Source organism: Actinacidiphila sp. bgisy144 (genome assembly GCF_057708105.1).
The window spans coordinates 30,301-56,945 of sequence record NZ_JBYIRM010000027.1 but is presented as its reverse complement, the minus strand read 5'-3'; the positions used below and the strand labels follow the sequence as shown (position 1 = coordinate 56,945).

Sequence of the window (26,645 nt, the reverse complement as noted above, 5' to 3'; positions counted from 1 at the left end):
TACCCCGCACCTCACGCCCGAACGGCTCCCACGTACCCCCCACCCCCCTACACCAGCCGTCCGCCCCCTCAGCTGAACACGATCATCGAGCCCTGTGCCAGGGATCGGGTCACCGCGGTGTGGAGGCCCTGCCAGACGTGGTGTTCGCGGGCGAAGGGGCCCGTGGCGGCGGGGGCGAGCGCGGGCTCTTCGAGGGTGGTGTGGCGGGCGGGCGGTTCGGGGGCGGCCGGGGGGCGGGCGGGGTCGATACCGATCGCGGGGGCCACGAACTCGAGTTCGCGCAGCAGCCCGTGGGAGGAGCCCAGCGGGCCGCCGCCTTCGAGGAGTTCGTCGTTGACGACGGGGTGCGGGAAGTCGAGCGGCACGTAGGCGCCCGCGTGGTCGTAGTGCCAGACCAGGTGGGAGGACTGCGCGGTGCCCTCGAACATCTCGAGCAGTTCCTCGTAGTCGCCGCCGAGCGCGTCGACCGGGGTGACGGCGAGGCCCTGGAGGGCCAGCAGGTAGGCGCGGCGCAGGAAGTGCAGGGCGTCGTAGTCGAAGCAGGCCACGGGGGCCACGTCGCCGGACAGCCCCGGCATGTAGCTGTAGACCGGCACCGGCGGTTGGCCCGCCTCGGCCAGCGCCTTGTCGTAGCGGGCGAGTTCCTCGGAGAACGGGTTTTCCGGGCTGTGGCACAGCACATCCACGAGCGGCACGAGCCACAGGTCACAGGCCACGAAGCAACTCCATCCGGTCGGGAGCGTACAGCCTAAGGCGGGGGGACCGGCCGCGTCAGGAGTGCGCCGTGGCGAGCCGCTCGACCAGTGCGAGGGTGTGCTCGCCGTAGGCGCGGGTGAGGTGCAGCGCGGTGGTGATGTCGCGGCCGGCGAGGGCGTCGGCGAGGGCGACGTGGTCGGACCAGTAGACGCCGGCGAGGTCGTCCAGGGCGCGCAGGTGGGGCACCGCGTAGATCCACGCCTGGGCGCGGACCCGGTCCAGGAACTCGCTGAGGTGCGGGTTGCCGCCCATGGCCGCGAGCTCGCGCCAGAACCGCAGGTCGCAGCCGATCAGTACGTCCAGTACGCCGGCCTGTGCGGCGCGCGCGGCGGCCTCGGCGCGGCGCCGTGCGGAGGCGATCGCGTCGGGCGGGGGGTCGGCGGTGCCGTACTCGGTCATCCAGCGGAAGGCCGCGTCGACGACGAAGGCGCGGGCCTCGGCGAGGGAGCGGAAGTCGGCCGCGGTGAACTGCCGCACCTGGAACCCGCGGTGCTGCTCGACCTCCAGCAGGCCCTGCGCGGCGAGGTCGACGAGTGCTTCGCGGACGGGGGTGGCGGAGACGCCGTAGGTCTCGGCGATCTCCTTGACGGTGAAGCGGCGCCCGGCCTGGAGGCGGCCGGTGAGGATCTCGTCGCGCAGCGCGTCGGCGATCTGCTGGCGCAGGCTGCTGCGCCGCACCTGCGGCCCGTCGCCGTCCCGCATGTCGCCTCCTTGGCGTACCGTCCTGTTCCGCGGGCGCGCCCGCGGCACCCTCGGACACCATAGGCGACCGGCGTTCGTATGCTTATTCTTCGCCGTAATGGGTGTGCCGCGATGACCGGCGGCGGCCCGCGGCCGGGCGGGGAGCGGGAGCGGACGGGGCGATGGACGAGCTGAAGGCCGACGATCCACGCTGGATCGGTGCGTACCGCCTGCTGGGGAGGCTCGGCGTCGGCGGTATGGGCCGGGTGTACCTGGCCAGGTCCGAGCGGGGCCGTACGGTCGCGGTGAAGCTGGTGCGGCCGCATCTGGCCGAACAGGACGAGTTCCGCACCCGGTTCAGGCGCGAGGTGCGGGCCGCGCGGCGGGTCGGCGGGCGGTGGACGGCGCCGGTGCTCGACGCCGACACCGAGGCCGACATCCCGTGGGTGGCCACCGGCTACGTGCCCGGACCGTCGCTCCAGCAGGTCGTCGCCAAGGAGTACGGGCCGCTGCCGGAGCGCTCGGTGCGGGTGCTGGCGGCGGGGCTGGCGCACGCGCTGACGGACATCCATGACGCGGGCCTGGTGCACCGCGACCTCAAACCGTCGAACGTGATGATCACCATCGACGGCCCCCGGGTGATCGACTTCGGCATCGCCCGCGCCCTGGAGACCGTCACCGACGCGTCCCTGACCGGGCCCGGTGCGATGGTCGGATCGCCCGCGTTCATGTCGCCCGAGCAGGTGCGCGGCGACCGGGTCACCCCGGCGTGCGACATCTTCTGCCTCGGCTCGGTGCTCGCCTACGCCGCCACCGGGCTCCAGCCGTTCGGCGCGGCCGCCAGCGGGGTGCACGCGCAGATGTTCCGGATCGTGCAGGAGCCGCCGGACCTGACGGCCGTGCCGGAGGGGCTGCGCGGCCTGGTGGCCGCCTGCCTGACCAAGGACCCGCAGGAGCGGCCGTCGCTCGCGGACGTGACGCGGATGCTGGGCACCGAGGGCGTCGAAGGCTCCGGGGGCTCCGAGGGCTCCGGCGGCACGGCGGAGGGGCGCGACGGCGATGGCGACGGGGAGCCGTGGCTGCCCGGGGCGATCGTCGCGCGGCTGGGGCGGCACGCGGTGCAGTTGCTGGAGTTGGAGGCGGAGGCCGACGAGCCGGCCGAGGCGGCGGAGGAAGACGTGCGGACCGCGGTGCTCGCCCAGGTCCCGCCGCCCGCGCCGCCGCCCGCGCCCGATTCCGGCGCGGATTCCGGGGCCGGGCCCCGGGTCGAGTCCGTGGCCGGGCCGGGCCGGCCGCCGGCCGAGGGCACGGCCGTCACCGAGGTGCCCGCGGGCGCTTCCGGCGTCCGGGTCCCGCAGGAGTACGAGGCGACGCCGACCCCCACCCCGCCGCCGACGGCCTACTCACCGACGTACACGTCCTGGCCGGAGCAGCCGACCCCGCCCGGGGCCACCCTCCCGCCCGGCGCGACCCTCCCGCCCGGCGCGGCCGTCCCGCCGCCCCGGCTGCCTGTGCCCGAGCCCGCGACCGCCGCGCCGCCGGGCAAGCCGCGGCGGCGGATCGTGCCGGTCCTGGCGTCGGTGGCCGCGCTGGTGCTCGTGGCCGGCGGCGTCACCGCGTACGTCGCGCTGCGCGACGGCGGGAGCGCGGGCGCGGCACCGAAGCCGAACCCGACCGCGAGCACGCCGTCCCCGACCGGGACGGCCACCCACACCGCGGCGGCGGCCAACGGGCTGAAGGCCATGATCGGCACCTGGCAGACCTCGTTCACCAGCGCCGACAACGGCGACAACACGCGGACCCTGACCGTGCACGCGAACGGCGTCGTGGAGCTCTACGGCGCCGGCGCGTCGTACTCCTGCACCTGGAACATGATGGTGACCGAGGCCGGGCCGCCGGTGGAACTCAGCGCGTCGAAGGTGGTCACCGGCTCGCCCGCGTCCTCCTGCTCGCCCGGCGACGCCAGCACGCTGAGCCTGGTGGACGCCACGCACCTGCGGCGCAGCGACGTGGACGACGGCAAGGCGCCGCTGACGTACACGAAGGTCAGCGGCTGAGGGTGGGGGCCGGCTGACGGGGGTGGCCGGCCGGTGCGCCGCGGTCATCGGTAAGCCCCACGCACCAGGGTGGGCGGGGCTTACCGGCGGGCGTGCTCCTCGAGGCGGGCTTCAGAGGAAGGAGTTGATCTCGATCGTCTGGTTCCGGCCGGGGCCGACGCCGATCGCCGAGATCGGCGCACCGGACATCTCCTCCAGCGCCTTGACGTAGTTCTGCGCGTTCTTCGGCAGGTCGGCGAGCGTCTTGGCTTCGGTGATGTCCTCCGACCAGCCGGGGAGGTACTCGTAGACCGGCTTGGCGTGGTGGAAGTCGGTCTGGCTGTAGGGGAGTTCGTCCACCCGGCGGCCGTCGACCTCGTAGGCGACGCAGACCGGGATACGCTCCCAGCCGGTGAGGATGTCCAGCTTGGTGAGGAAGAAGTCGGTCAGGCCGTTCACCCGGGTCGCGTAGCGGGCGATCACCGCGTCGAACCAGCCGCAGCGGCGGTCGCGGCCGGTGGTGACGCCGAACTCGTGGCCGACGGTGCGCAGCTTCTCGCCGTCCTCGTCCAGCAGTTCGGTGGGGAACGGTCCGGAGCCCACGCGCGTTGTGTACGCCTTGAGGATGCCGATCACCCGGGTGATCTTGGTGGGGCCGACACCGCTGCCGGTGCAGGCGCCCCCGGAGGTCGGGTTCGACGAGGTGACGAAGGGGTAGGTGCCGTGGTCGACGTCGAGGAGCGTGCCCTGCCCGCCCTCCATGAGCACCACCTTGCCGGCGTCCAGCGCGTTGTTCAGCACCAGGGCGGTGTCGGTGACGAAGTCCTTGATCTGCGCCGCGTAGCCGAGGTACTCCTCGACGACCTGCTCGGTGGTGATGGCGCGCCGGTTGAAGATCTTGACCAGGATCTGGTTCTTGTCGTGGAGGGCGGCCTCGACCTTCTGCTGAAGGATCGATTCGTCGAAGAGGTCCTGGACCCGGATGCCGACGCGGTTGATCTTGTCCGCGTACGCCGGGCCGATGCCGCGCCCGGTGGTGCCGATCTTCCGGTTGCCGAGGAACCGCTCGGTCACCTTGTCGATGGTCTGGTGGTAGGGCGTGATCAGATGGGCGTTACCGCTGATCAGCAGCTTGGACGTGTCGACGCCGCGTTCGTTCAGCCCGCTCAGCTCGGAGAGCAGGACCTTCGGGTCGACGACGACGCCGTTGCCGATCACCGGGACGCAGCCCGGTGACAGGATTCCGGAGGGGAGCAGGTGCAGTGCGTACTTCTGGTCGCCGACGACGACCGTGTGGCCGGCGTTGTTGCCGCCCTGGTAGCGCACCACGTAGTCCACTGAGCCGCCGAGCAGGTCGGTGGCCTTCCCCTTGCCCTCGTCACCCCACTGAGCACCGAGCAGCACAAGTGCGGGCACAGGCGTACACCCCTTCCGGGCGGGGCATGTCCAACGTGCAGAGAGCCGTCGAACCTGCCCCGGAATAGACGAAGCCCCTGACGCAACGGCGCAAGGGGCTCTTGCACCAAGACTTTACCTGAGGAAGGACGAAGGTGTCGGCTCACGTCCCGGCCGGGCATTCCCTGCTCGTCGTCATCGACCCCGCCGCACGCGCCACCGACGGCGAATCCGTCCGGATCGCCAAGGACGTGCTGTGTGCCGGCGCGGCCTCGGTGAAGGTGGTGTTCCCCGAGTCCGCGGAGGAGGCCGAGCGGGCGCTGGCGCACCGCGGGCGGCGCCATCCGGTGGTGCTCGGCGACGACGCGGCCCTGCTGCGCACGGTCCGGGCGCTGCGCCGCGAGCAGGCGCTGCGCGACGCACCGCTGTCCATGGTGCCGATCGGCCCGCGGTCCACGCTGGCGCACGCGCTGGGGCTGCCCGCGCAGGTCCCCGCGGCGGCCCGGGCGGTGCTCGACGGGGTGGCGCGCGAGTTGGACCTGCTGGTCGACGAGAGCGGCGGGATCGTGCTGGGCACGCTCAGCCTCCCGTACGGCATGCCGCTGGCGCACACCGCCGCGCACTGGTGGACGCCGGTGGAGAAGACCGCGCGCTCGCTGGTGCGCACCCTCACCTCGCCGATCCCGGTCAACGGCAACGCGCCGCAGCACCGGCAGCGGCTGCGGGTGGAGGCCGACGGGGTGGTGCTCGCCGACCTCGACGAGCCGGTGCACGAGGTGTCGGTGCGGCCCGCGCCCACCGGGCTCGCGGAGGTGTCCGTGCGCCGCGCTCCGGGGGCGGCGCAGGTGTGCGCCCGGGCGCGCAGCATCACCGTCTCCGGCCGGGACTTCCGCTACCGGGCCGACTCGGCGATCGCCGGGCCGGTGCGGACGCGGACGTGGACGGTGGAGCCGTCGGCGTGGCGGCTGACGGTGCCGCGGTAGGGGCCTCGGTAGGGGCCGCTGCCGGTCCGGCCCCGGGGCACGTCGGACGCGTCGGGCGCGTCACCAGGTGACGAGCAGTTCCTCCGGGCCGCGTATGACGTAGCCGGGGTGCCATGCGGGCTCCTCGACCAGCCGCATGCCGGGGGCGTCGCGCAGGAAGGCGCCGAAGGACGCGGTCAGTTCGAGCCGGGCCAGCGGCGCGCCCAGGCAGAAGTGGATGCCGGCGCCGAAGGTGACGTGCTTGTTGGCGGCCGCGGGGCGGGTGATGTCGAAGCGGTCGGGGTCGGGGAAGCGGGCCGGGTCGCGGTTGGCGGAGCCGAAGAGCAGGGCGACCTCGGAGCCGCGCGGGATCGTGGTGCCGCCCAGTTCGATGTCGTCCAGCACCCAGCGTTCGAAGAGCTGGAGCGGGGTGTCGTAGCGCAGCATCTCCTCGACGGCGCCGCGCAGCAGTTCGCCGCCCGCCGTGCCGGTGCCGGTGCCGGTGCCGGTGCCTGGGTCGGTGCCGGACGCGACGGCCTCGCCGAGCAGGCGGAGCTGGTCGGGGTGGCGGAAGAGCTGGAGCCAGCCGAGGGTCGTGCTGTTGACGGTGGCCTCGTGGCCGGCGTTGAGCAGCAGTACGCAGGTGGAGACCATCTCCTGCTCGCTGAGCACGTCCCCGTCGTCGTACGCGGCGATCAGCGCGCTGATCAGGTCCTCGCCCGGGTCGCTGCGGCGGGCGGCGATCAGGCCGCGCAGGTAGGCGGAGAACTCCTCGCTGGCCCGGACCGCGCGCCGGGCGGTCTCCTCGCTCGGGTTCAGCTCGAACATGCCGGTGATCGCCGAGGACCAGGGGCGCAGCAGGCCGCGGTCGGCGGGCGGCACGCCCAGCATCTCGGCGATGACGGCGACCGGCAGCGGCTCGGCGACGCGGGCCAGCAGGTCCCCGCCGCCGTCCGCGCGCAGCCCGGCGATCAGCTCGGCCGCCAGCCGGTGCACCGTGGGCGCGAGGTCGTCCACCATGCGCGGGGTGAACGCCTTGGCGACCAGGCGCCGGATACGGGTGTGCACGGGCGCTTCGAGGTCGAGTATCCCGTTGCCGTTGAGGGTGGTGAACGGTTCGTGCTCCGGCGGCGGGGCCGGGCGGCCGAACTCCTCGTGGGTGAAGCGGTGCAGGTAGGTGCGGCCGAGGCGGCGGTCCCGCAGCAGGGCGCTGACGTCGTCGTAGTGCGGGACGAGCCACTGGTCGGTGGGGTCGAACCGGTGGGCGCGGCCGGCCGCCCGCAAGGCCGCGTAGGCGGGGTAGGGGTCCTTGACGAACGACGGCGACCAGGGTGCGAAGAGGGCGGTGGCGTCGTCCGGAGCCGGGGCGTGGTCCTGGGCCTGGGCGGGTGTGGTCGGGGCGGCCGGGGGCGTGGGCTGGGAGGTCGAGGTCATGGCAGTTCGATGAGTCCGTGTTCGCGCAGGTAGTCGAGTTGGGCGAGGACCGACAGCTCGGCGGCGGGCCACAGGCTCCGGTCGACGTCGGCGTAGACGTGGGCGACCACGTCGGGGGCGGTGCGCAGGCCGGACTCGACGGCGGTCTCGACCTGGGCCAGGCGGTGCGCGCGGTGGGCGAGGTAGAACTCGACGGCGCCGCGCGCGTCGTCGAGCACGGGGCCGTGGCCGGGCAGGACCGTGTCCACCTCGGCGTCCTGGGTGAGGGCCTGGAGCCGGCGCAGGGAGTCCAGGTAGTCGCCGAGTCGGCCCTCGGGGTGCGCGACGACCGTGGTGCCGCGCCCCAGTACGGTGTCGCCGGTCAGTACCGCCTGGTCCGCGGGCAGGTGGAAGGAGAGCGAGTCGGCGGTGTGCCCGGGGGTGGCGATCACCCGCAGCTCCAGGCCCCCGGTGGTCACGGTGTCCCCCGCCGCCAGCCCCTCGTCGCCCAGCCGCAGCGCCGGGTCGAGGGCGCGGACCGGGGTGCGGGTCAGCTCGGCGAAGCGGGCCGCGCCCTCCGCGTGGTCGGGGTGGCCGTGGGTGAGCAGGGTCAGCGCCACCCGGCGGCCCTGCTCCTCGACGGCGGCGGCGACCCGCGCCAGGTGCGCTTCGTCCAGCGGCCCGGGGTCGATGACGACGGCCAGCAGGGAGCCGGGCTCGGCGACGATCCAGGTGTTGGTGCCGTCGAGCGTCATCGGCGACGGGTTGGGCGCCAGGACGCACGTCGCCCGGGCGGTGGCGGGGCCGCCGACGGTGGGCTGCGGGCGGCCGGGCGGCTGGGTGGTGGTCATGGCTGCTCCCGGGTGAACTCGTCATGGCCCGGCCAGGTCAGCACGACCCGGCCCTCGTCGTCCAGGTGCGCGCGTGCGATCACCGGCGCCAGGTCGCGGTCGGCCGCGGCGGCCAGTGCGTCGGCGGCGCGGCCGTACGGCAGCAGTGAGCGGAGCGTGGCCAGCGTCGGCGGGAGCAGGGCCATCTCGCCGCGGGTGTGCCCGGCCACCGCCTCGGCGGGGCGCAGCCACACGGTGCGGTCGGCCTCGCCCGAGACGTCCCGGGTGCGCTGGCCCGGTGGCAGGAGGGCCAGGAAGAACCAGGTGTCGTACCGCCGCCGCTCGAACTCGGGGGTGATCCAGCGCGCCCACGGGGCGAGCAGGTCCGAGCGCAGCACCAGGTCGCGGGCGGCCAGGAAGTCGGCGAAGGCGAGGTCGTGGGCGACCAGGGCGGCGCGGTCGGCCTCCCACCGCTCCCCGGTGGTGTCGGCGACGACGCTCGCGCCGTCCGGCCCGGCGAGCAGCACCCCGGCTTCCTCGAAGGTCTCGCGGACCGCCGCGCAGACCACCGCCTGCGCCTGCCGCTCGGGCACGCCGAGCGCCCGCGCCCACCACTCCAGGGGCGGCCCGGCCCAGCGCACCGGCCGCTCGTCCCGCGGATCGACTCCGCCGCCCGGATACGCGTACGCCCCCGCGGCGAACGCCATCGACGCCCGGCGGCGCAGCATGTGCACGGCCGGGCCGCCCGCCCCCGCGGGATCGGCACCCGCCGCGAGGGCGGCGCCCGCCTCGGCATCGCGCAGCAGCAGAACGGTCGCGGCAGGACGGGCCGCGACCGGGACCAGCTCACCGCGCGCCAAGGCGCGGACGCGGTCGGCCCAGTCCGCGCCGAAGGTTGCACCGTTGTTGCTGCTCATGGCCGGAGCCTACGTCGCCCGCGGCGGTTTGTTCGAGGGTCACCCGAACGGCTGTGGACAAACCCCCGGCCGGCTCGGCGCTACGCCACCGGCCACGGCTCGACGCCGACCACCGCGTCCACCCGCAGCGGACCGTAGACGTGCGGGAACTCCTCGCCCCCGGGGACCGGCGGCTCGTAGCGGACCGGCACGTCGAGCCGCGCCACCTCGATCACGAGGACGACCAGGTCGGTGCGGTCCGGCTCGGCGCCGTAGAGCAGCGCGGCGACCCCCGGGAGCTGGTGGCGCAGCGAGCAGTGGATGAAGCCGACGTCGCCGAGGGTGCGGCCGCGGGTGGACATCTCGTAGCTGCCCACCCCGCGGGCCTCGTCCCACAGGGCGCGCTCGGTCAGGTGCAGGATCAGGTCCGGCCGCGCGCCTTCCGGCCGTACGGGCGCGGCCTCGGGGCCGGTGTGGGTGTCGGCCTCGGTGCCAGGGCCGGTGCCGGTGCCCGGGCCGGTGCGGTCCGCCGTGCTGTCGCCCATCGTGCGCTCCTCACGTCGTTTCCCGTACGTCACGTGCGTCACGTGCACTGTGTGCGTCCGGTACGTGCCGCCCGCACCGGACGTGCGCCCGCCGTGCGCCGGGCCGGCACCGGCCACCAGGGGCCGGAAACCGGCCGGGACCAGCTTCCACCAACCGGGATCAGTCGGCCAGTTCGACCTGGATCTCGACCTCGACCGGCGCGTCCAGCGGCAGCACCGCGACGCCGACCGCGCTGCGGGCGTGCACGCCCTTGTCGCCCAGCACCGCGCCGAGCAGTTCGCTGGCGCCGTTGACGACCGCGGGCTGCCCGGTGAAGTCGGGCGCCGAGGCGACGAAGCCGACCACCTTGACCACGCGGGCGATCCGGTCCAGGTCACCGGCGACCGAGCGGACCGCCGCCAGGGCGTTCAGCGCGCAGGTCGCGGCGAGCTCCTTGGCGCGCTCCGGGCTGACCTCGGCGCCGACCTTGCCGGTCGCCGGCAGCTTGCCCTCGACCATCGGCAGCTGCCCCGAGGTGAAGACGTACGCGCCGGAGCGGACCGCGGGCTGGTAGGAGGCCAGCGGCGGCACCACCTCGGGCAGCGTCAGCCCCAGCTCGGCCAGGCGCGACGCGACCGCCCCGCTCACTCCTTCTCCCGCTTGAGGTAGGCAACGAGCTGCTCGGTGTTCGGGCCCGGGACGACCTGGACCAGCTCCCAGCCGTCCTCGCCCCAGTTGTCCAGGATCTGCTTCGTCGCGTGCACCAGCAGCGGTACGGTCGCGTACTCCCACTTCTTCGCCATACCGCGACCTTAGTGCCTCGCCGGGCCCGGCCCTCCCGCCACCCGGCCGCGGCGGCGCCGCTCTCCGCCGCTGGTCCTGCTCGGGCCTCGCGTCTGCCGTGCGGCCACCCTGCTGAGGCCCCGCTGCGGCCGCGCTGAGGCCCTGCCGGGGCCTTGCCGAGGCCCCGCTGCGCCGAGTGAACCGGCGGCCGGAGGGGTGACCGGGCCGCCGAATGGTTAGGCTCGCAAGGTGAGCCCTCAACAGTCATCAGCCGTCAGGCTCCACGTCGTGACGGGCAAGGGCGGCACGGGCAAGACCACGGTCGCCGCCGCGCTGGCGCTCGCCCTCGCGGCCGAGGGCCGCCGGGTGCTGCTGTGCGAGGTCGAGGAGCGGCAGGGCATCGCCCAGCTCTTCGAGACCGAGGCCCTGCCGTACGAGGAGCGCAGGATCGCTTCCGCATCGGGCGGGGGCGAGGTGCACGCCCTGGCCATCGACGCCGAGCTGGCGATGCTCGACTACCTCGACATGTTCTACAAGCTCGGCCGGGCCGGCCGGGCGCTGAGGAAGCTCGGCGCGATCGACTTCGCCACCACCGTCGCCCCCGGCCTGCGGGACGTGCTGCTCACCGGCAAGGCGTGCGAGGCGGTCCGCCGCAAGGACAAGGCGGGCTGGCCGGTGTACGACTCGGTGGTGCTCGACGCCCCGCCGACCGGGCGCATCACCCGCTTCCTGAACGTCAACGACGAGGTCGCGGGCCTGGCCAGGGTCGGCCCGATACACAACCAGGCGCAGGCCGTGATGAGGGTGCTCAAGTCCCCGCAGACCGCGATCCACCTGGTGACGCTGCTGGAGGAGATGCCCGTCCAGGAGACGATGGACGGCGTGGCGGAGCTGCGCTCGGCGGGGCTTCCGGTGGGCGCGGTGATCGTCAACATGGTGCGGCCGGTGCTGCTGGCGGACGCCGAGCTGACGGAGCTGGCCGCCACCGAGGGCGGCACCGAGGGCAAGGGGACGGCGTCGGGCACGGCGTCGGGGCCGGTGTCCGGGCCGGGCAACGGCAAGCGCCGGGCCGCGGTCGCCAAGGCGCTGTCCCAGGCCGGGCTCGGCGGCGCGCGCCGAGGCGGTGTCGCCGAACGCCTCGTCGACCCGCTCTTCGCCCAGGCCCACGAGCACGCCCAGCGGGTGGTGCTGGAGCGCGAGCAGCGCGCCGAGATCGCCGCGCTCGGCCTGCCGGTGCGGGAGTTGGAGCTGCTCGGCGACGGGGTGGACCTCGGCGGGCTCTACCGGCTCGCGGAGAGCCTGCGCCACCAGGCGGTGGCGCCCGCCCGCGAGGACGCCTTCGCGCCCGTGGCGCCGGACGAGCCGGACCTGGCGGAGGAAGCGGTGGCCGCGGACGATGACTGAGCCCCATGGCCGCAACAGCCGCACCACTGCCCCCGCGCGCGACGCCCGGCCCGGCAGCACCGCCAGCCCCGGCAGTCCCACCGGCACCACCCCGTCAACCCCGCCGCCCCGCGTGTCCCGCCCGCCCCGCGTACCGCGCACCCGAGTCCTGAGGTCGTACGGATGAGCCTGGAAAGCCCCCTGCTGGAGATCGACCCGCTGCTCGACGACCCCAAGGCCCGCATCATCGTGTGCTGCGGTTCCGGCGGTGTCGGCAAGACCACCACCGCGGCGGCGCTCGGGGTGCGCGCCGCCGAGCGCGGGCGCACGGCGGTGGTGCTCACCATCGACCCGGCGCGCCGTCTCGCGCAGTCGATGGGGCTGACCGAACTCGACAACACCCCGCGCGAGGTGGCTGGAATCGATCGGTCGGCCGGTGGGTCGCTGCACGCGATGATGCTGGACATGAAACGGACGTTCGACGAGGTCGTGGTGCAGCACTCCGACCCCGAGCGGGCCCGCGCCATTCTGGAGAACCCGTTCTACCAGTCGTTGTCGGCCGGATTCGCCGGCACCCAGGAGTACATGGCGATGGAGAAGCTGGGCCAGCTGCGGGCCCAGGACGCCTGGGACCTGATCATCGTGGACACCCCGCCGAGCCGGAGCGCGCTGGACTTCCTCGACGCCCCCAAGCGGCTCGGCTCGTTCCTGGACGGCCGCTTCATCAAGCTGCTGATGGCGCCGGCGAAGGTGGGCGGCCGGGCCGGCGTGAAGTTCCTCAACATGGGCATGTCGATGATGACCGGGACCCTGAGCAAGGTGATGGGCGCCGGGCTGCTGCGCGACGTGCAGACGTTCGTGGCCGCCATGGACACCATGTTCGGCGGGTTCCGCACCCGGGCGGACGCCACGTACCGGCTGCTCCAGGCGCCCGGGACCGCGTTCCTGGTGGTCGCCGCCCCCGAGCGGGACGCGCTGCGCGAGGCGGCCTACTTCGTGGAGCGGCTGGCCGCGGAGGACATGCCGCTGGCCGGGCTGGTGCTCAACCGCGTGCACGGCAGCGGTGCCGACCGGCTCACCGCGGAGCGGGCGCTGGCCGCCGCCGAGGCGCTGGAGGACGCTGCCGCGGAAAATGGGGCCGACGGCGGCATTGTCGATCTCCCCGCCGGGAAAGCTGACTTCGGCGGGCCAGGCAGCCTTGAGGGCGCCGCGGAGGGCGCCGGGAAGAGCACCGCGCAGGGGGGCGCGGACGGCGCCGCGGACAGCCGCACGGACCGCAGCGCGCATCGGGCCCAGGGCCGTACGGAGCTGCTCACGGCCGGGCTGCTGCGGTTGCACGCCGAGCGGATGCAGGTGGTGGCCCGCGAGCGGCGCACGCGGGACCGCTTCGTGTCGGTGCACCCCGACGTCCCCGTGGTCGACGTCAGGGCGCTGCCCGGGGACGTGCACGACCTGGCGGGGCTGCGGGAGATCGGGCTGCTGCTGGGCGGCGGTCAGCCGGCCGCGGCGTAGTCCTCGTCCGCCTCGTCGCCGATCGGCAGCAGTCCGGTGCTGCGCTCGTACTCGGTACGGGCCGTCTCCAGCAGTCTGCGCCAGGACGTCACCGTCGGACGGCGGCGCAGCAGAGCGCGGCGTTCACGCTCGGTCATACCCCCCCACACACCGAACTCGACCCGGTTGTCGAGCGCGTCCGCCAGGCACTCGGTCCGCACCGGGCAGCCGGTGCACACCGCCTTCGCCCGGTTCTGGGCCGCACCCTGGACGAACAGCTCGTCCGGATCAGTCGTCTTGCACGCGGCCTGCGTGCTCCAGTCCGCTACCCAGCTGCTCATGCTGGCGCCGTCCTCTCCCGAATCGAGGCTCCCCCACGGCGGCGAACGGCATATTCACCGTTGCCAGTTGAGGACGTTACGGAAGGTAGGCGCGACGCAACAGCCCTTTCAGGCCCAATCTTGCATGGCCCGAATGGACTATGCGTGCGCGGCATATCACCCAACGGAGTGAGCCGCGAAGAAAACGGACGAACGGGAGGTTTCGGGATCTCCCGTCGCCCGGGGGGAGCCAAGTCCCCCGGCATATACCAGAATTCGGGCAGTTCTCATCACTCACAAGAGTGACGATGGAAGGTAAGGGGCAGCGATGCCCTCGCGCCCCACTTGCTCCAGGGTAGGCGACCACCCCGCCGCGCGTCCGGGAAACGGCGAGGCCCGTACGGCGTGGGGTCGCGTACGGGGTCCCGTGCGGCGCCCGCCCTGCCATACGCCGGCGCACAACCGGACGGTCCGGCCCACCGCGAGCCGGCGCGCGCCCCGCCGTCCGCGATCACCTGCGGCGGCCGTCCGTGACCCGATTCCGTCACGAAGGTCACGGCATCGCAATGTCACGGTCTCGTACGCGTCCGCCCGGAAAGCCACCAAGGCCTCGGGAACACTCAGGATCGGGGTTTAGGCTGCTCTGCATGGCTCACAAGCGTTCCGGTGGGGGAGTGTCGACGGCCCAGCAGGTCGCGAAATTCCTCGGTGTCAGCGTGTTGGCCGGGGTGGTGCTCGCGGGAATCGCGTTGCCCGCCGCCGGTGCCCTGGGGCTGTCCGCGAAGGGCACCGTCAAGGGCTTCGACGACCTGCCCGGCGAGTTGAAGCAACCGCCGCTGAGCCAGGCGTCCAAGATCCTCGACGCCGACGGCGGCCTCATCGCCACCGTCTACTCGCGCGACCGCACCGTGGTGCCGATCACGCAGATGAGCCCCAACATCCTCAACGCGCTGGTCGACATCGAGGACTCGCGGTTCTACGAGCACGGCGCGATCGACCTCAAGGGCATCCTGCGCGCGCTGAGCCACAACGCCTCCGACAGCGGCACCCAGGGCGCCTCCACGCTCACCCAGCAGTACGTGAAGAACGTGTTCGTGGAGGAGGCCGGCGACGACCAGAGCAAGGTCGCCCAGGCCACGCAGCAGACCGTGGGCCGCAAGATCAAGGAGATGAAGTACGCGATCCAGGTCGAGAAGGAACTCGGCAAGAAGAAGATCCTGGAGAACTACCTCAACATCACCTTCTTCGGTGAGCAGGCGTACGGCATCGAGGCCGCCTCGGAGCGGTACTTCAGCACCCACGCCAAGGACCTCACCCTCCCGCAGGCCGCGATGCTGGCCGGGCTGGTGCAGTCCCCGACCGGGTACGACCCGATCACCTCGCCGAACGCCGCGACCGAGCGCCGCAACACGGTGCTGGCGCGGATGGCGCAGCTGAAGGACATCACCCCGGCGCAGGCCGCGGCCGCGGAGAAGGCCCCGCTGGGCCTGAAGACCAGCACCCCGAAGAACGGCTGCATCACCGCGGTCAACGGCGCCGGCTTCTTCTGCGACTACGTCCGCGAGACCTTCCTGCAGAACGCCGCCTTCGGCAAGACGAAGGAGGCACGGGCGAAGGTCTGGAACACCGGCGGCCTGACCATCCACACCACGCTCGACCCGAAGGCGCAGAAGTCGCTGATCTCCGGGATCAGCAACCACGTCTACAAGAGCGACGCGGTCGCCGCGGCGATGACCATGGTGCAGCCCGGCACCGGCAAGGTCGTCGCGATGGGCCAGAGCAAGCAGTACGGCGTCGGCAAGAACGAGACGCAGATAAACTACTCGGTCGACGAGGACATGGACGGCGGCCTCGGCTTCCAGAACGGTTCGACGTTCAAGCCGATCACCGCGGCCGCCGCCCTGGAGGCGGGGTACAAGCCGTCGCAGACCTACCCGTCGCCGAACAAGATCCAGTACCCCGACGTGACCACGTGCAGCGGGTCGGTCCTGCACAGCGACAAGACGACGCAGAACGAGATGACGTCGGAGGTCGGGCCGTACTCGATGCCCGACGCGCTGAAGCAGTCGATCAACACCTACTTCGTGGCGCTCGAGGCCGACGTCGGCCTGTGCCCGATCGTGAAGATGGCCGGCAAGCTCGGGCTCGGCCGGGCCGACGGCAAGCCGCTGGTGCAGGGCGCGTCGCTCACCCTGGGCACCAACGAGGTGTCGCCGCTGTCGGTGGCCGCCGCGTACGCCGCCTTCGCCAACCGCGGTGTCTACTGCACGCCGATCGTCATCAACTCGGTGACCAACGCCCAGGGCAAGCACCTCACGGTGCCGAAGTCGCTGTGCTCGCAGGCGATGTCGCAGGACACCGCGGACACCCTGAACACCATGCTCAAGGGCGTCGTCGACGACGGTACGGGTACCGCGGCCAACCTCACCGGCCGGGAGACCGCCGGTAAGACCGGTACCACCGACAACCGGTACGCCGCCTGGTTCGCCGGCTACACCCCGAACCTGGCCTCGGCTGTGTGGATGGGCGACCCGTCGCACAAGCAGCAGATGATCGACGTCACCATCGGCCCGCGCTACTACGACAAGGTCCAGGGTGCCGACGGACCCGCGCCGATCTGGAAGGACGCGATGACCGGCGCCCTGGAGGGCACCCCGGTGGAGAACTTCACCACCGTGAAGCTCGACGTGCCCGACCCCAGCTCGTCCGACAAGCCGGCCAACGGCGACAACACCGGCGACACCAACGGGAACAGCGGCACCGACAACGGCAAGGGCAAGGGCAAACACGGCGGCGGCCACGGCGGCTTCACGGTGATGGGTGCGACGACCGGGGCGATCACCGCCGGCGGCACCAGTACCGCCGGCGGGACCACGGGCGGCACCACCGACGGCGGTACGACCACCACCGGAGGCACCACCGGGGGCACCACGACCACCGGCGGCACCACCGACGGCTCGGGCGGCGTCATCCTCCAACCCTCCGGCGGCGGCACCGGCTTCCCGTAACGCCAGGGGTACACCCGTAAGGGAACAGCCGTATACGTAAGGGGCGCCCTCCTGAATGGGCGCCCCTTACGTATGTCCGGCTTCACGGATGTCCGGCCTTACGTATATCCGGCCTTACGTATATCCGGCTTCGTTTGTCCGGTGCTCGCGTCAACAGTCCTCCCGGCGAGGCGGACCTGCCGAGGTCAGCCCGCGGCGAGCTGGCGCTTGACCTCGGCCGCCACCCGGCCGCCCTCGGCGAGCCCGGCGACCTTGGGGTTCACAAGCTTCATCACGGCGCCCATCGCCTTGGGCCCGGAAGCGCCGGACTCCTCGATCGCCGACCGTACGACGGCCGCGAGGGCCTCGTCGTCGAGCTGCTTGGGCAGGTACTCGGCCAGCACCTCGCCCTCCTCCTTCTCCCGCTGCGCGGACTCCGCACGGCCGCCCTGCGCGAACGCCTCCGCGGCCTCACGGCGCTTCTTCGCCTCGCGGGCGATCACCTTCAGCACCTCGTCGTCGGAGAGCTGCCGGGCGGTGGCACCGGCCACCTCCTCCTTCGTGATGGCGCTGAGGGTCAGCCGGATCGTGGCGGAACGCAGCTCGTCGCGGCTCTTCATCGCGGCGGTCAGGTCGTCGTGCAGGCGCTGCTTGAGGGTCGTGGTCATGCCCCGATTTTCGCACCGCCGCGCGGCGGGCGCGCCGGATTAACCGGCGGCCCCGGGGGGATCGTACGGTCGCACCTTCCTACCGTCGTATTTGCCCCTGTTCCGGGGCCGTACCAGCGTCCACACGGGGTGTGGACTCTGACACGATGGACGCATGCGCGCGCGATACGGAATCCCCCTGGGTGTGACGGCGGCAGGCGCGGCCTGCGTGGCCTATGCGGCCGGTTTCGAGGCGCGGTCCTTCCGCCTGCGCCGGGTGGAGGTTCGGGTCCTGCCCGAGGGCATGCGGCCGATCCGCATCCTCCAGCTCTCCGACATCCACATGGTCTCCGGGCAGCGCAAGAAGCGCCGCTGGCTCCAGTCGCTGGCCGGGCTGCGCCCCGACCTGGTGGTGAACACCGGCGACAACCTCTCCGACCCCACCGCCGTCCCCGAGGTGCTCGACGCCCTCGGCCCGCTGCTCCGCTTCCCGGGTGCGTACGTCTTCGGCTCGAACGACTACTACGGCCCCAAGTTCCGCAACCCGGGCCGCTACCTCGTCGAGAAGGCCCGCGGCCAGCACGGGCTCAACGGCAAGAGCTCCGGCGCCCACGGCGTGATCCGCAACCCCTGGGGGGAGCTGCGGGACGCCTTCGACGCGGCCGGCTGGGTCGGCCTGAGCAACACCCGCGGGCGGCTCAAGCTCGACGACGGGGCCGTGCTCGGCCTCACCGGGCTGGACGACCCGCACATCAAGCGGGACCGGTACGCGGACGTGGCGGGCGGCCCCGACCCCGACGCCGACTTCAGCCTGGCCCTCGTCCACGCCCCCTACCTGCGGGTCCTCGACGCCTTCACGTCCGACCGCTACCCCCTGATCCTGGCCGGCCACACCCATGGGGGCCAGCTCTGCATCCCCTTCTACGGCGCGCTGGTCACGAACTGCGACATCGACACCGACCGCGTCAAGGGCCTCTCCACCCACACGGCCACCGGCTTCACGTCCCACCTCCACGTGTCCGCGGGCTGCGGCACCAACCGCTACACCCCGGTGCGGTTCGCGTGCCCCCCCGAGGCCACGCTCCTCACCCTCACCTGACCACTCCCCCGGCCCGCCCCGCCCCACTCCCGGCCCGCCTGCGGCCCGCCCCCGAAACCGGATTTCGCCTCCGGCTCCGGGTCCGCTAGAGTAATCCTCGTTGCACCGGGGTGTGGCGCAGCTTGGTAGCGCGCTTCGTTCGGGACGAAGAGGCCGTGGGTTCAAATCCCGCCACCCCGACTGGTGAACATGCAGGTGAGGGACGGTCTTCCGAATCGGAAGACCGTCCCTCACGGCGTTTCCAGGGGGCCTTGGGAGAAAATGGGAGAAGATCTTGGTCGGGGCCTCTCTTCTTCCGCCCTCTGGCCTGGTCTTTCCCTCGCTGCGAGGAGCGCGTCGAGCGCCGCAACGGGCGAGCTGGGGCACATCCCGCGGCGGGCTTGGAGTGCGTCCTCCCACTGCTCCGTGAGCGCATCCATGAGCCGGGCGCGCAGGCGCGGGGTGACGTGGGAGTAGCGGGCCTGGACGGAACCGTCCTCGTGCCCGAGCCGCTCGTCCATGAGCTTGGGTGGAGTGCCGGCCTCTTCCATGATCGTACGGTGGGCATGCCGGAGGCCGTGGGGCGTCAGGCCCGGGGCGATGGGAGCCCAACAGGCTTGGGCGCGCTGGGCGGCACCACGTCCCCGGGCGGGGACGCCGGGCCAGGGTTCGGCGAGCAGCGGCACGGGGTGGGCGTCGCAGGGGGCGCGGGCCGGTAGGAGCCGGTGGTCGCTGGATAGAAGAGCCACGAGGCGAAGCCACTGCGCCGCCAGTGGGGCGCGAGTTCGCCTGAGCTGGCGTTGCGGACGTACCCGAGGTCGGCGATGGCGGCCTCCACCCGGAGCCGCCTGTCCTCCGAGACGCTGGCAGGTCAGTTGAACGTTGGAGACGCTCCCGGCGAAGACACCGGCCTTGCGGGCCACGTCGACGATCTTCGCGCCGGGCCGGCGGGTGCCGTTGGCTGCGCTGTAGCCGTTGAAGGCGTACCGAAGCCCGTGGCAGCCGCAGGGCTCGGGCCGCTTGGCGGCAACGTGCCGTGCGAGCAGCCCGGACAGGAAGTCCGGGGTGTCGATGGTGCGGTAGGAGTCATCCTTGGGCGGGCACCGATGGAACTCGCCGCCGTCCAGCTCGTAGAGCTGCCACTCGACACGGAGTGAGCCGGGCCGGATGAACAGCGTCTCCAGACCCATGAGTTCGCCCCACCGGATGCCGGTGTAGCCCTTGGTGACGAGGGCGACGAACTCGTCGTCCCGCCCGGCGAGCAGCGCGGCGCGCTCGGCGATGAGCAGGATGCCGAGCGCGTCGGTGATCACCTTCTCCGGCCTGCGGTTGCGCGAATGTCCGACACGCTTGCCGCGCCCCCTTCGCCTAGCGGCGGGGTTCGTCTCGCGCAGCCCGTCATCCACGGCGTCCCCAAGGATCAGGTGCAAGGTGCTGCGCCATGTCTTCAAGGTGGCGGCCGCGTATCCCCGCCCTCGCTCTTGCCGCTCCCACTGCTCGACGTGGTGCCGGTTGATCTCGCCGACCTCCAGGTCGTTGAAGTACGGCAGCCGGTGCTCCTCGTGTGCCGCCGGTAGTTCTGCATGGTGGCGGCGGCCAAGTCCTGTGCGGCGGACCACCGGTTGGCGTACTCCCCGAACGTAATCCGTGCTGCCGCCGGTCGTGCCACCGCCCGCCGCGGACCTTCGCCTCTTCCTCGTTGGCGGCCTGCTCGGCGGCCCGTTTCGTCCGGAAGCGCAGCAGTTCGCCGTTACCGTCGGCGAGGGTGCGGTACTTGCCGGGCGCGATCTTGTAGCGGGGACGCCAGTAGTCGCCTCGCTTCTCGCCGTATCCCATGTCTGGCTCCTTCCGGGGTGGTGGTCTGGGGTCCTGCGCCCGCCCGCCATCGCCGCGGCGGGCGGGCGTTGAGCCGAGGCTCGACCGCGACGGGCGGCCCGGGCCGGTCGGTACGCCGACCTGGCGGACGGCAGGGTGCCGGCATCGGGCGGGGCGGGCGGCCGTTCCTCGAAGATCCGGATGATCTCCGCGAGGTGCTCGGCGGTGAAGCGGTAGCTGCCGCCGAGCCGGGCGAACGGAATCCGTCGCCGCCGCGCCTGCTCCTTGACCCACCACTCGGAACAGCCGAGGACGTCAGCGATCTGGGCGGGCCGGTAGAGGACGGCCAGGTTGTCGGGAGCGGAAGGAGACATGGTGGGACCTCTGGCGCGGAGGGGCGCAAGGTCAGCAGGCGGTTCTCCGGCGCCGGTTGAGGGCCCGACACGGCACGACTGGCAAACGCATGGTCCCTCCTTCGTCGGCGGTACGGGTGCGGGCGGGCGGTCAGCTGGCGGAGGTGCTGTGTACCTCGCCGTCGCCGCCGTGGGGAAGCGTGTTCGGCTACGACTTGCCCTGGTCGGGCGGTCGTCGCGGGACGGTAGCACGGAATCCCGGACACGACTCGGCAGCTCGAATCGGCGGACCGCACGCCTACTGCTGCCCGTGGCCCTCATCGGCTTCGCTCGCACGAATCGCGAGTGTGCGCGCCAGTACCTCAACCGTCGTGGGGCCGATCAACTGCAGCCACACCATGGCTGCTTCGTTGTTGTGGTGGCTCAGCAGGTGGTGAACCTGGCTCGGCCACCTACCGACGCGCGGCAGGTCGACGACCTCAATCTCGTCTACGAAGGTGTGCCCACCATTGTCGAAACTCAGGTGGACCACCTGCGCCAGTTCCAGCACGAGGGTCGCTTCAGGGGTGGCGAGAACGACGGTCACCTGCGACGCGTCGATGTCACCAGCGACGTGGACGGACTCCAGAAAGCTCCCCCGCCACTCAGAGCGTGTCTGAGATCGGCTATGAGGTGGTTTTCCGTAGTGGGCGGGGGCCTTGGCGTACGGCGGGTCGGCCTCGGGTGAGTCGGCGGAGTATCACGTCGGTCATGGCCCAGCGGATCATGGTTTCGGAGTGTGCCGGATTGCGTTCGTAGTCGCAGGCCAGGCGGCGTCGCGTGGTGATCCATGCGAAGGTGCACTCTACCGCCCACCGCTTGGGCTGCACCTTGAAGCCCCGTTGCCCGGGTTCCTTGCGGACGATGTCCAAGGCGCGGTGCAAGACCGCGGCGCACCACTCGACGAGCCTGCCGGCGAAGCCCTGATCGGCCCAGATCCTGGTCACGGTGGGGTGGTCCAGACGGGTCCACAGCAGGGAGCGTCTGGCGCCGTCGCGATCCTGGACGTTTGCGGCCAGCACATGCACGGTCAGCAGGAGACCGAGGGTGTCGGTGACGATGAACCGCTTGCGGCCCTTGGTCTTCTTGCCCGCATCGAAGCCACTGGTGGCCTTGGGGACGGTGTCCGCGGCCCACACCGACTGCGAGTCGACCAGGCCGGCGGACGGTTCCGGGTCGCGGCCGTCGGCCTGGCGGACCTTGACCCGCAGGGTGTCGTGGACCTTCTCCACCGTGCCGTCGTCGTGCCACCAGGTGAAGTACCAGTACACCGTCGGCCAGGGCGGAAAATCCTTGGGCAGGTACCGCCACTGGCACCCGGTCCGCGCCAGGTACAAGATCGCGTCCACGATCCGCCGACGCGGGTGTTTCTCGCGCCGCCCGCCCTTGCGGCCCGTCCTCGGCGCGGGAAGCAGTGGCTCGATCAACGCCCACTGCTCATCGGTTAGATCAGACGGGTAGCCGTCCCTGCCGGCACTCACACACCACTCAACGAGCCACCCGAACGGCCGATACGGCGGATCTCAGACACGCTCTGAGTGACCGGCCACAACGAGATCCGCGCCGCTGTACCGCGCTCCGAACACCTCCCGACAGCCCACCGTTTTGCACTACTTCAAGGTATTGCGAGATCATATTCAGGGCATGGGTGACGCAATGTCCCCGGCGATTGTGGCGATTGCGGTCAGCAACTCGTTCGGTTCTGCTCCCAAGGGAAGCGCGTGCTGAACCAACTCAATTCCCGAGTTGCGGATAACGTGCCGAGTAGCGGGAGTCTCTCCGGCCGCGTAGACGAGGTGCCCTCGGTCGAGCCCGAGTCCGAGGCAGTACGAGGTCATCTGGTAGAGGTCGGCGTTCGGGTAACCGCTGACCTTCCCCAGTTTGTACTTGGCGTCGGCGACCCCGGCTGGGTGCCCATCGTTGCGGCACCAGACGACGTCCGGCAGGAGCTGGATCTTGTGCCGTTGATCAAGGAAGTGGCGCCGGTCTTGGATGTGCGTGGTGCCGCCGAAGGGACGCAGGGCCTCGGTGAGGGCTCCCGCGACGAAGTCCTCGAAGACCTTCTCCATGTTCAGCAGTAGTCCGTCCACACGCACGGGGCCCCGGCTGTCCAGGTCATACGAAGCGCCGCGGAGCACCAGCTCCCCCAGCCGGACAGCACTGTGGAACTGCACATTGTGAAAACCGGGAACCCATGGCGGCGGAGCGGCTCCAATGTCTGCCTCTGTCACATCCGCGAGGGTGGTCACGATCCGGCGCAATCCGCGACGGCAGGTGATCGGCACGTCCGGCAAAGAGAGGAGCCTCCGGGCCGCCGCCAGTAGGATCCGGTTCTCGGGGATGTCCTCAGTGAACTCTTCGAAGCTGACCTCGACCGGGAATGCCTGTCCGAAGTGCCGCCGCACCTGATCGGACGGCCTGATCCGGCCGCGTATCACCGGAAGAGTGTCCTCCACCGAGCGGTAGCCCTGTAGCGGGCCATACCGCATGGCGCGCTCCGTCGCTCGGACGAAGGCGTAGGCGACGGCCGCCAGCAGTCCGTCCCTCTCTGCCGCGTCCACAACCTCGGGCCACCACCGACCTGGTGCGGCAGAGTAGCCCAACAGGAACAGCAGTCGGGAGATAGGAGTCTTCGGCGCGATTCGAACTTCGACACCGTGGATGCGAGCGGCCCCGACCAGGCGTCGTCCACTGACCCTCCACAGTCCGGCGCGACGTCCCTGCTCGACCCGAACCACCTGCGACGAAGTGAGCGCCGCGGCCTGCTCTGGACTGAGCTCCGCCAGGACCGCGCCCCCGCTCTCTGCTAGATCTAGGCGGGTCACGTGCTGGTGTCATCCACAACAGGGGGTTCCCTGAGGAGCGCCGACTCGTCGAGCCCTAGCTCGGCGAGCAGCGCCGGAAGTCCGAACCGCTCAATCGCATCGCCCTCATCCCGGTGCTGGTCCTCCAGGAGGGGGAGGATCGAGGTGCGCCAGGCGCGAGCGAGCGCCCCGGACTGCTCATAGAGGCTGAGGCGCATGAGGTAGGAGGGACCGAGGCGGAAGTCCCGGTCGAGGATTCGGCTGTTCAGTTCGTCCAGTAGATCGGCAGCCGCATCGGGTAGCTGGTGACTGTGCAACCAGGCGCGCAGCATGGAGGCGGTGGGCTCCACCGAGGGGTGGAGTTCGATGAAGGAGAATCGGCGTCGCATGGCCGCGTCCACCCGGGCGACTGAGCGGTCGACCGTGTTCATCGTGCCGAGAATGACGACATTGCGTGGGAGGGTGAAGCCGTTGCCCTCGTCCGTGCCGTACTGCAGGTGCACGATCTCCCCGCGGTACTCCAGCAGGAAGTACAGCTCGCCGAAAACTCGGGCGAGGTTGGCTCTGTTGATCTCGTCAATGATCAGGACGTACGGACTAGAGGGGTCCTTGCGGGCGTTCTCCACCGTGCGCCGGAAAGGGCCAGGTACCAGTTCGAAGCCAGGCTGGCCGTCCTTCCCCTGGCGAGGACGGAACCCCTCAAAGAAGTCCTCGTAGGCGTACGAGGGGTGAAACTGGACGAGCGTCACTCGGTCACGCCGGCCTGCAGTCAAATGCAGCGCCAGTTGCCGGGCCAAGTAAGTCTTTCCGGTCCCTGGCGGCCCGTAGAAAACGATCTGGGGCCGGTCCCGGAGCAGGTGCAGCCAGTCATCCAGTTCCTCGAAGCCGACGAAGAGCTCCTCGGCGAGCTTCTGGGTGGCATCTGGCAGGTGGAGGGTTCGCAGCGGCGGGGCCGACGGGGCTCCGGCAACCGCGGGCAGCAAGGTCTCGAGGTCCTGCGCGAGGTCAGTGAGGTCGACGACCCTGAGTTGGACCCCGAACTTGCCGCTCAGGCCGTCGGGGGCCTCGTCGTCGAAAGGGTCGACCGGCTGCTCGGTATTAAGCCAGCGTACGTTCCGGCGCAGGGAGGTAGTACGGTCCGTCGTGAAACGTGGAGCAGAGGTCACCTCACCGAGGTAGAGCTGATCGCCCTCCCCGCTAAGTGTCGCGACAAGGTCCCCCGGGGACACGCGGTTGAGGAACAAGTGGACCTCGGCCGTCTTGTCCTTGATCGCCACTTGCGCGAGGTAACCATAGTCTTCCTCCACGGCACGGCGAATCTCTTCTTCGCTGACCCCCGGTTCGAGCTGGCGCAGTCGTGCTGCCTCGACTCCGCAATATCCGCCGCTGAGCCAGTCGTCGAGGAGGTCGGCTCGCTCGATATCCGGGGCTCGAATCAGCCAGGCCCGGCGGGGCGGGTTGGCGTCGCCGGGGCGGTCCGGAGGTCCGGAGGTCGGTTCATGGGTCCCGGAAGTAGTGCCGTCGGGTTCCTGCACATCGTTCCTTTGTATCTGGCAGACGGGAGGAGGTGCGCTGCTCCTTACTACTGCCCCAGCACCTGTCGGAAGCGGTCAAAGGCAGTCTTGGCGTGGTCGTGCATCGTCTGGGCGTAGACGGTTTGGGCGAAGTCCTTGCGGGCGTCACTAAACGCCTTTGCCCGGTCATAGTCGCCGGCATCGCCCTGAGCGGACCGGCGGCCCAGCACTGGGGACAGCTTGGTGACGAACGGCAAGACTGGCTCCAGGACCCGTTCCCAGTGCTTGACCGTCGTGGCGATCTGTGGCCTGCGCGGGAATTCCAAGGTAAAGGGGTCTGCGACGCTGCGATCAAGGATGATCTCCATGCAGTCTGCGACCGCGGAAATCACCAATGGGATGGACCCTCTGGTCTGAAAAAATTCGTGCACGTCGCGAACCGGGCCGGACCGCTCGGGATCCTTGGCGCACTTTCCTGCGAATTCCGCCTTGGCCTGCTCCACGGCCCGCTGCAAGCTGTAGCAGAAGAGGATGTGCCTGGCTGTGGTGTGCTCTCCAAAAAGCCGTGCGTAGAGCGGCTGCTCCGAAGACCAGATCCGGCCAGAGTCGCTGTGCGCCACGAAAGGCTCGCCATGGAAAGCCGCGAGTGCCTTGGCGGCGGTGACGGCGAAGACGCGGTTGGTCGGTGTCGCCTTGGTGATCTCGCTTGGTGCCGTGCGTCGCCCCCCGTCGTACACGATCCCACCCAGTTCTTCGCGGAAATCACGGACCAGGCGCAGCTGCGTACGATCATTACTACGGAAGTCGGCTGGCTGGGTGGCCAACTGACGGTTTGTTGTGCGGATGACTTCCTCAACGAGAGAGGGCTCGTCGCATACCACGAAGCGAATCATGACCTGGGCGGACTCGGTCTGCCCGCGTAGGGTCTCGTCGCTGACCGCGCCGGTGGTCTGCGCGCCGTTGACGATGGAGAGCCCCTCCAACCTAATCCGGCGTCGGCCGTCGGAGTCGGGCTCCTCGGCCACCTCTACCTTGCGAGTGAGCGCGGTGATGCCGTTGTTCAACACGAAGAGGTTGTCCGGCTGGTCTTGGACCGTCTTCCTGATGGCGCTGTTGATCGCACCCTTGCGACCCTTGACCCCGACGAAACCTCGGATGTTCGCGGAGAACAGGCGATTCTCGCCGTCGCTGTTGTGCTCCCAGTAGAGACCCTGGAGCCAGGCAGCGTCCACCGCCGTACACAGGGCGTGCCACTTGCCGTTCGATATCTCGAAGTAGTCGTCGACAATAAGCTGGATGTCCTCAGTGATCAGGATCGGGCTGCGGGAGCCCTCGTACCAGCGATAGAGAGTATGAACACCAACTTCGACACCAAGGACTCGCTCGGGCGCGCGATCCTCGTAAGTCTGCCGGAGGCGGTCGGTGGCCATTCGAGCTGTAGCGGCGAGCTCCGCCTGCGCGTGAGCTGACTCCCGAAGGTTGTGGACGTACCAGAACTGCACTTCTTTGACAGTGCCATCCTCGAACGCCTGGTGGACGGCTCGGCCGACCGGTCGGAGCCGAGGGGGCAGCACCTCCGGCTCTCCGGCAAGCAGCCAGGCGATCGAGGTGTTGAGATCTCTGACCTTCTGCTCGCCAGCGCTCTTCTCCGACGTCACCGGCCGCTTTGTAGTGTATCCCTGCGCAATGATCATCAGACCGGACTTTGGGTCGATGTGCACCAGGTCAACCGTTTTGTCGTCTCCGCCATCAGTGAGCGACTCTGCCGCTACCGAGTGGATGTCGTCGATGCCTTGATGAAGCTGAAGGGCGAAGAGCAGACGCTTGTTGTTGCCATAAGCCTTCCTGTCAAGATCGGGCCGACGACTAAGCACCTCGTCGAGCAGCCGCGCTTCCCCCTCAAGGCCCACCACGCTCACTACCGCGCCCCTCCGACA

22 protein-coding genes, 1 tRNA gene and 2 pseudogenes are annotated in these 26,645 nt (G+C 70.9%); 7 read left to right on the top strand and 18 right to left on the bottom strand.

From position 1 onward, the window contains the following. Nucleotides 1–68: 68 nt before the first annotated feature. Nucleotides 69–716, bottom strand: coding sequence for a hypothetical protein (locus AC3EVP_RS26960; RefSeq protein ID WP_335983832.1), 648 nt, complete (start codon nucleotides 714–716; stop codon nucleotides 69–71). Nucleotides 717–771: 55 nt separating this feature from the next. Beyond that, entirely contained in the window at nucleotides 772–1,458 is a 687-nt protein-coding gene (locus AC3EVP_RS26955; protein ID WP_335983834.1) for a GntR family transcriptional regulator, read from the bottom strand. A 161-nt stretch (nucleotides 1,459–1,619) separates the two neighbouring features. Here AC3EVP_RS26955 and AC3EVP_RS26950 point away from each other — a divergent pair, with 161 nt between their 5' ends. Beyond that, nucleotides 1,620–3,494 (top strand): serine/threonine-protein kinase, encoded by a 1,875-nt coding sequence (locus AC3EVP_RS26950; protein ID WP_435134094.1) that lies wholly within the window; start codon nucleotides 1,620–1,622, stop codon nucleotides 3,492–3,494. A gap of 111 nt (nucleotides 3,495–3,605) precedes the next feature. On the opposite strand, the gene AC3EVP_RS26945 is transcribed toward AC3EVP_RS26950, so the two are convergent. Continuing rightward, the gene (locus AC3EVP_RS26945; protein ID WP_335983838.1) at nucleotides 3,606–4,889 is read right to left on the bottom strand and encodes an adenylosuccinate synthase; all 1,284 of its coding nucleotides are present in this window, start codon (nucleotides 4,887–4,889) and stop codon (nucleotides 3,606–3,608) included. Nucleotides 4,890–5,023: 134 nt separating this feature from the next. On the opposite strand from AC3EVP_RS26945, the gene AC3EVP_RS26940 reads away from it, so the two are divergent. Next, on the top strand, nucleotides 5,024–5,851 hold the full coding sequence (locus AC3EVP_RS26940; protein ID WP_335983840.1) for a diacylglycerol kinase family protein: 828 nt from the start codon (nucleotides 5,024–5,026) through the stop codon (nucleotides 5,849–5,851). 60 nt (nucleotides 5,852–5,911) lie between these two features. Here the strand turns inward: AC3EVP_RS26940 and AC3EVP_RS26935 are convergent, their stop codons facing one another. The 6 genes from AC3EVP_RS26935 to sp36 all read right to left on the bottom strand — a co-directional run bounded on the left by AC3EVP_RS26935 (nucleotide 5,912) and on the right by sp36 (nucleotide 10,297). Next, nucleotides 5,912–7,264, bottom strand: coding sequence for a cytochrome P450 (locus AC3EVP_RS26935; RefSeq protein ID WP_435134091.1), 1,353 nt, complete (start codon nucleotides 7,262–7,264; stop codon nucleotides 5,912–5,914). Beyond that, nucleotides 7,261–8,094, bottom strand: a complete 834-nt coding sequence (locus AC3EVP_RS26930) for an MBL fold metallo-hydrolase (RefSeq protein ID WP_435134088.1) — start codon at nucleotides 8,092–8,094, stop codon at nucleotides 7,261–7,263. The genes AC3EVP_RS26935 and AC3EVP_RS26930 overlap by 4 nt, the downstream gene beginning before the upstream one ends. Then, complete coding sequence (locus AC3EVP_RS26925; protein WP_435134086.1) at nucleotides 8,091–8,990, bottom strand: NUDIX hydrolase; 900 nt, start codon at nucleotides 8,988–8,990, stop codon at nucleotides 8,091–8,093. The genes AC3EVP_RS26930 and AC3EVP_RS26925 overlap by 4 nt, the downstream gene beginning before the upstream one ends. Before the next feature lie 80 nt (nucleotides 8,991–9,070). After that, a complete protein-coding gene (locus AC3EVP_RS26920; protein ID WP_435134204.1) occupies nucleotides 9,071–9,394 on the bottom strand; it encodes a DUF952 domain-containing protein in 324 nt (107 codons plus the stop codon). Between the two features lie 280 nt (nucleotides 9,395–9,674). Then, nucleotides 9,675–10,142: a RidA family protein gene (locus tag AC3EVP_RS26915; RefSeq protein ID WP_335983849.1), complete on the bottom strand. Its 468-nt coding sequence runs from the start codon at nucleotides 10,140–10,142 to the stop codon at nucleotides 9,675–9,677. Beyond that, nucleotides 10,139–10,297, bottom strand: coding sequence for a Sp36 family protein (sp36, locus tag AC3EVP_RS26910; protein ID WP_202234418.1), 159 nt, complete (start codon nucleotides 10,295–10,297; stop codon nucleotides 10,139–10,141). The genes AC3EVP_RS26915 and sp36 overlap by 4 nt, the downstream gene beginning before the upstream one ends. Before the next feature lie 229 nt (nucleotides 10,298–10,526). Between sp36 and bagA the strand changes: the two genes are divergently transcribed. Together bagA and bagB are read left to right on the top strand one after the other, a co-directional pair. Continuing rightward, the gene (bagA, locus tag AC3EVP_RS26905) at nucleotides 10,527–11,681 is read left to right on the top strand and encodes an ATPase BagA (protein WP_435134083.1); all 1,155 of its coding nucleotides are present in this window, start codon (nucleotides 10,527–10,529) and stop codon (nucleotides 11,679–11,681) included. Nucleotides 11,682–11,843: 162 nt separating this feature from the next. Further along, on the top strand, nucleotides 11,844–13,172 hold the full coding sequence (gene bagB, locus AC3EVP_RS26900) for an ATPase BagB (RefSeq protein ID WP_435134080.1): 1,329 nt from the start codon (nucleotides 11,844–11,846) through the stop codon (nucleotides 13,170–13,172). Here the strand turns inward: bagB and AC3EVP_RS26895 are convergent. Beyond that, on the bottom strand, nucleotides 13,154–13,492 hold the full coding sequence (locus AC3EVP_RS26895) for a WhiB family transcriptional regulator (RefSeq protein WP_335983855.1): 339 nt from the start codon (nucleotides 13,490–13,492) through the stop codon (nucleotides 13,154–13,156). The two genes, bagB and AC3EVP_RS26895, sit on opposite strands and share 19 nt — an antisense overlap. 626 nt (nucleotides 13,493–14,118) lie before the next feature. Between AC3EVP_RS26895 and AC3EVP_RS26890 the strand changes: the two genes are divergently transcribed. Beyond that, nucleotides 14,119–16,479, top strand: a complete 2,361-nt coding sequence (locus AC3EVP_RS26890) for a transglycosylase domain-containing protein (RefSeq protein WP_435134076.1) — start codon at nucleotides 14,119–14,121, stop codon at nucleotides 16,477–16,479. Between the two features lie 185 nt (nucleotides 16,480–16,664). Here AC3EVP_RS26890 and AC3EVP_RS26885 read toward each other — a convergent pair whose 3' ends face one another. After that, a complete protein-coding gene (locus tag AC3EVP_RS26885) occupies nucleotides 16,665–17,126 on the bottom strand; it encodes a GatB/YqeY domain-containing protein (protein WP_335983860.1) in 462 nt (153 codons plus the stop codon). Between the two features lie 154 nt (nucleotides 17,127–17,280). On the opposite strand from AC3EVP_RS26885, the gene AC3EVP_RS26880 reads away from it, so the two are divergent. Together AC3EVP_RS26880 and AC3EVP_RS26875 are read left to right on the top strand one after the other, a co-directional pair. Further along, complete coding sequence (locus AC3EVP_RS26880) at nucleotides 17,281–18,204, top strand: metallophosphoesterase (protein ID WP_335983862.1); 924 nt, start codon at nucleotides 17,281–17,283, stop codon at nucleotides 18,202–18,204. Between the two features lie 106 nt (nucleotides 18,205–18,310). Then, nucleotides 18,311–18,384: transfer RNA gene (locus AC3EVP_RS26875), tRNA-Pro, on the top strand. 50 nt (nucleotides 18,385–18,434) lie between these two features. Here AC3EVP_RS26875 and AC3EVP_RS26870 read toward each other — a convergent pair. From AC3EVP_RS26870 to AC3EVP_RS26840, 7 genes and pseudogenes are all read right to left on the bottom strand, one after another. Then, nucleotides 18,435–20,019: pseudogene (locus tag AC3EVP_RS26870) on the bottom strand (LacI family DNA-binding transcriptional regulator). Between the two features lie 239 nt (nucleotides 20,020–20,258). Further along, nucleotides 20,259–20,372, bottom strand: a pseudogene (locus AC3EVP_RS26865) (DNA-binding protein); the annotation flags it as partial. A gap of 277 nt (nucleotides 20,373–20,649) precedes the next feature. Next, entirely contained in the window at nucleotides 20,650–20,937 is a 288-nt protein-coding gene (locus AC3EVP_RS26860; protein ID WP_435134073.1) for a hypothetical protein, read from the bottom strand. Between the two features lie 79 nt (nucleotides 20,938–21,016). Next, on the bottom strand, nucleotides 21,017–21,871 hold the full coding sequence (locus AC3EVP_RS26855) for an IS5 family transposase (protein ID WP_435134070.1): 855 nt from the start codon (nucleotides 21,869–21,871) through the stop codon (nucleotides 21,017–21,019). 156 nt (nucleotides 21,872–22,027) lie between these two features. Continuing rightward, nucleotides 22,028–23,128: an McrC family protein gene (locus tag AC3EVP_RS26850; protein ID WP_435134201.1), complete on the bottom strand. Its 1,101-nt coding sequence runs from the start codon at nucleotides 23,126–23,128 to the stop codon at nucleotides 22,028–22,030. A gap of 83 nt (nucleotides 23,129–23,211) precedes the next feature. Further along, a complete protein-coding gene (locus tag AC3EVP_RS26845; protein WP_435134068.1) occupies nucleotides 23,212–24,729 on the bottom strand; it encodes an McrB family protein in 1,518 nt (505 codons plus the stop codon). Nucleotides 24,730–24,776: 47 nt separating this feature from the next. After that, on the bottom strand, nucleotides 24,777–26,627 hold the full coding sequence (locus AC3EVP_RS26840) for an AIPR family protein (protein WP_435134066.1): 1,851 nt from the start codon (nucleotides 26,625–26,627) through the stop codon (nucleotides 24,777–24,779). Nucleotides 26,628–26,645 lie beyond the last annotated feature (18 nt).

Coding starts and splice junctions, on each gene's coding strand:
- AC3EVP_RS26955 (WP_335983834.1), bottom strand. CDS start 1,458: ATGCGGGACGGCGACGGGCCGCAGGTGCGGCGCAGCAGCCTGCGCCAG.
- AC3EVP_RS26950 (WP_435134094.1), top strand. CDS start 1,620: ATGGACGAGCTGAAGGCCGACGATCCACGCTGGATCGGTGCGTACCGC.
- AC3EVP_RS26935 (WP_435134091.1), bottom strand. CDS start 7,264: ATGACCTCGACCTCCCAGCCCACGCCCCCGGCCGCCCCGACCACACCC.
- AC3EVP_RS26930 (WP_435134088.1), bottom strand. CDS start 8,094: ATGACCACCACCCAGCCGCCCGGCCGCCCGCAGCCCACCGTCGGCGGC.
- AC3EVP_RS26925 (WP_435134086.1), bottom strand. CDS start 8,990: ATGAGCAGCAACAACGGTGCAACCTTCGGCGCGGACTGGGCCGACCGC.
- sp36 (WP_202234418.1), bottom strand. CDS start 10,297: ATGGCGAAGAAGTGGGAGTACGCGACCGTACCGCTGCTGGTGCACGCG.
- bagB (WP_435134080.1), top strand. CDS start 11,844: ATGAGCCTGGAAAGCCCCCTGCTGGAGATCGACCCGCTGCTCGACGAC.
- AC3EVP_RS26895 (WP_335983855.1), bottom strand. CDS start 13,492: ATGAGCAGCTGGGTAGCGGACTGGAGCACGCAGGCCGCGTGCAAGACG.
- AC3EVP_RS26890 (WP_435134076.1), top strand. CDS start 14,119: ATGGCTCACAAGCGTTCCGGTGGGGGAGTGTCGACGGCCCAGCAGGTC.
- AC3EVP_RS26885 (WP_335983860.1), bottom strand. CDS start 17,126: ATGACCACGACCCTCAAGCAGCGCCTGCACGACGACCTGACCGCCGCG.
- AC3EVP_RS26880 (WP_335983862.1), top strand. CDS start 17,281: ATGCGCGCGCGATACGGAATCCCCCTGGGTGTGACGGCGGCAGGCGCG.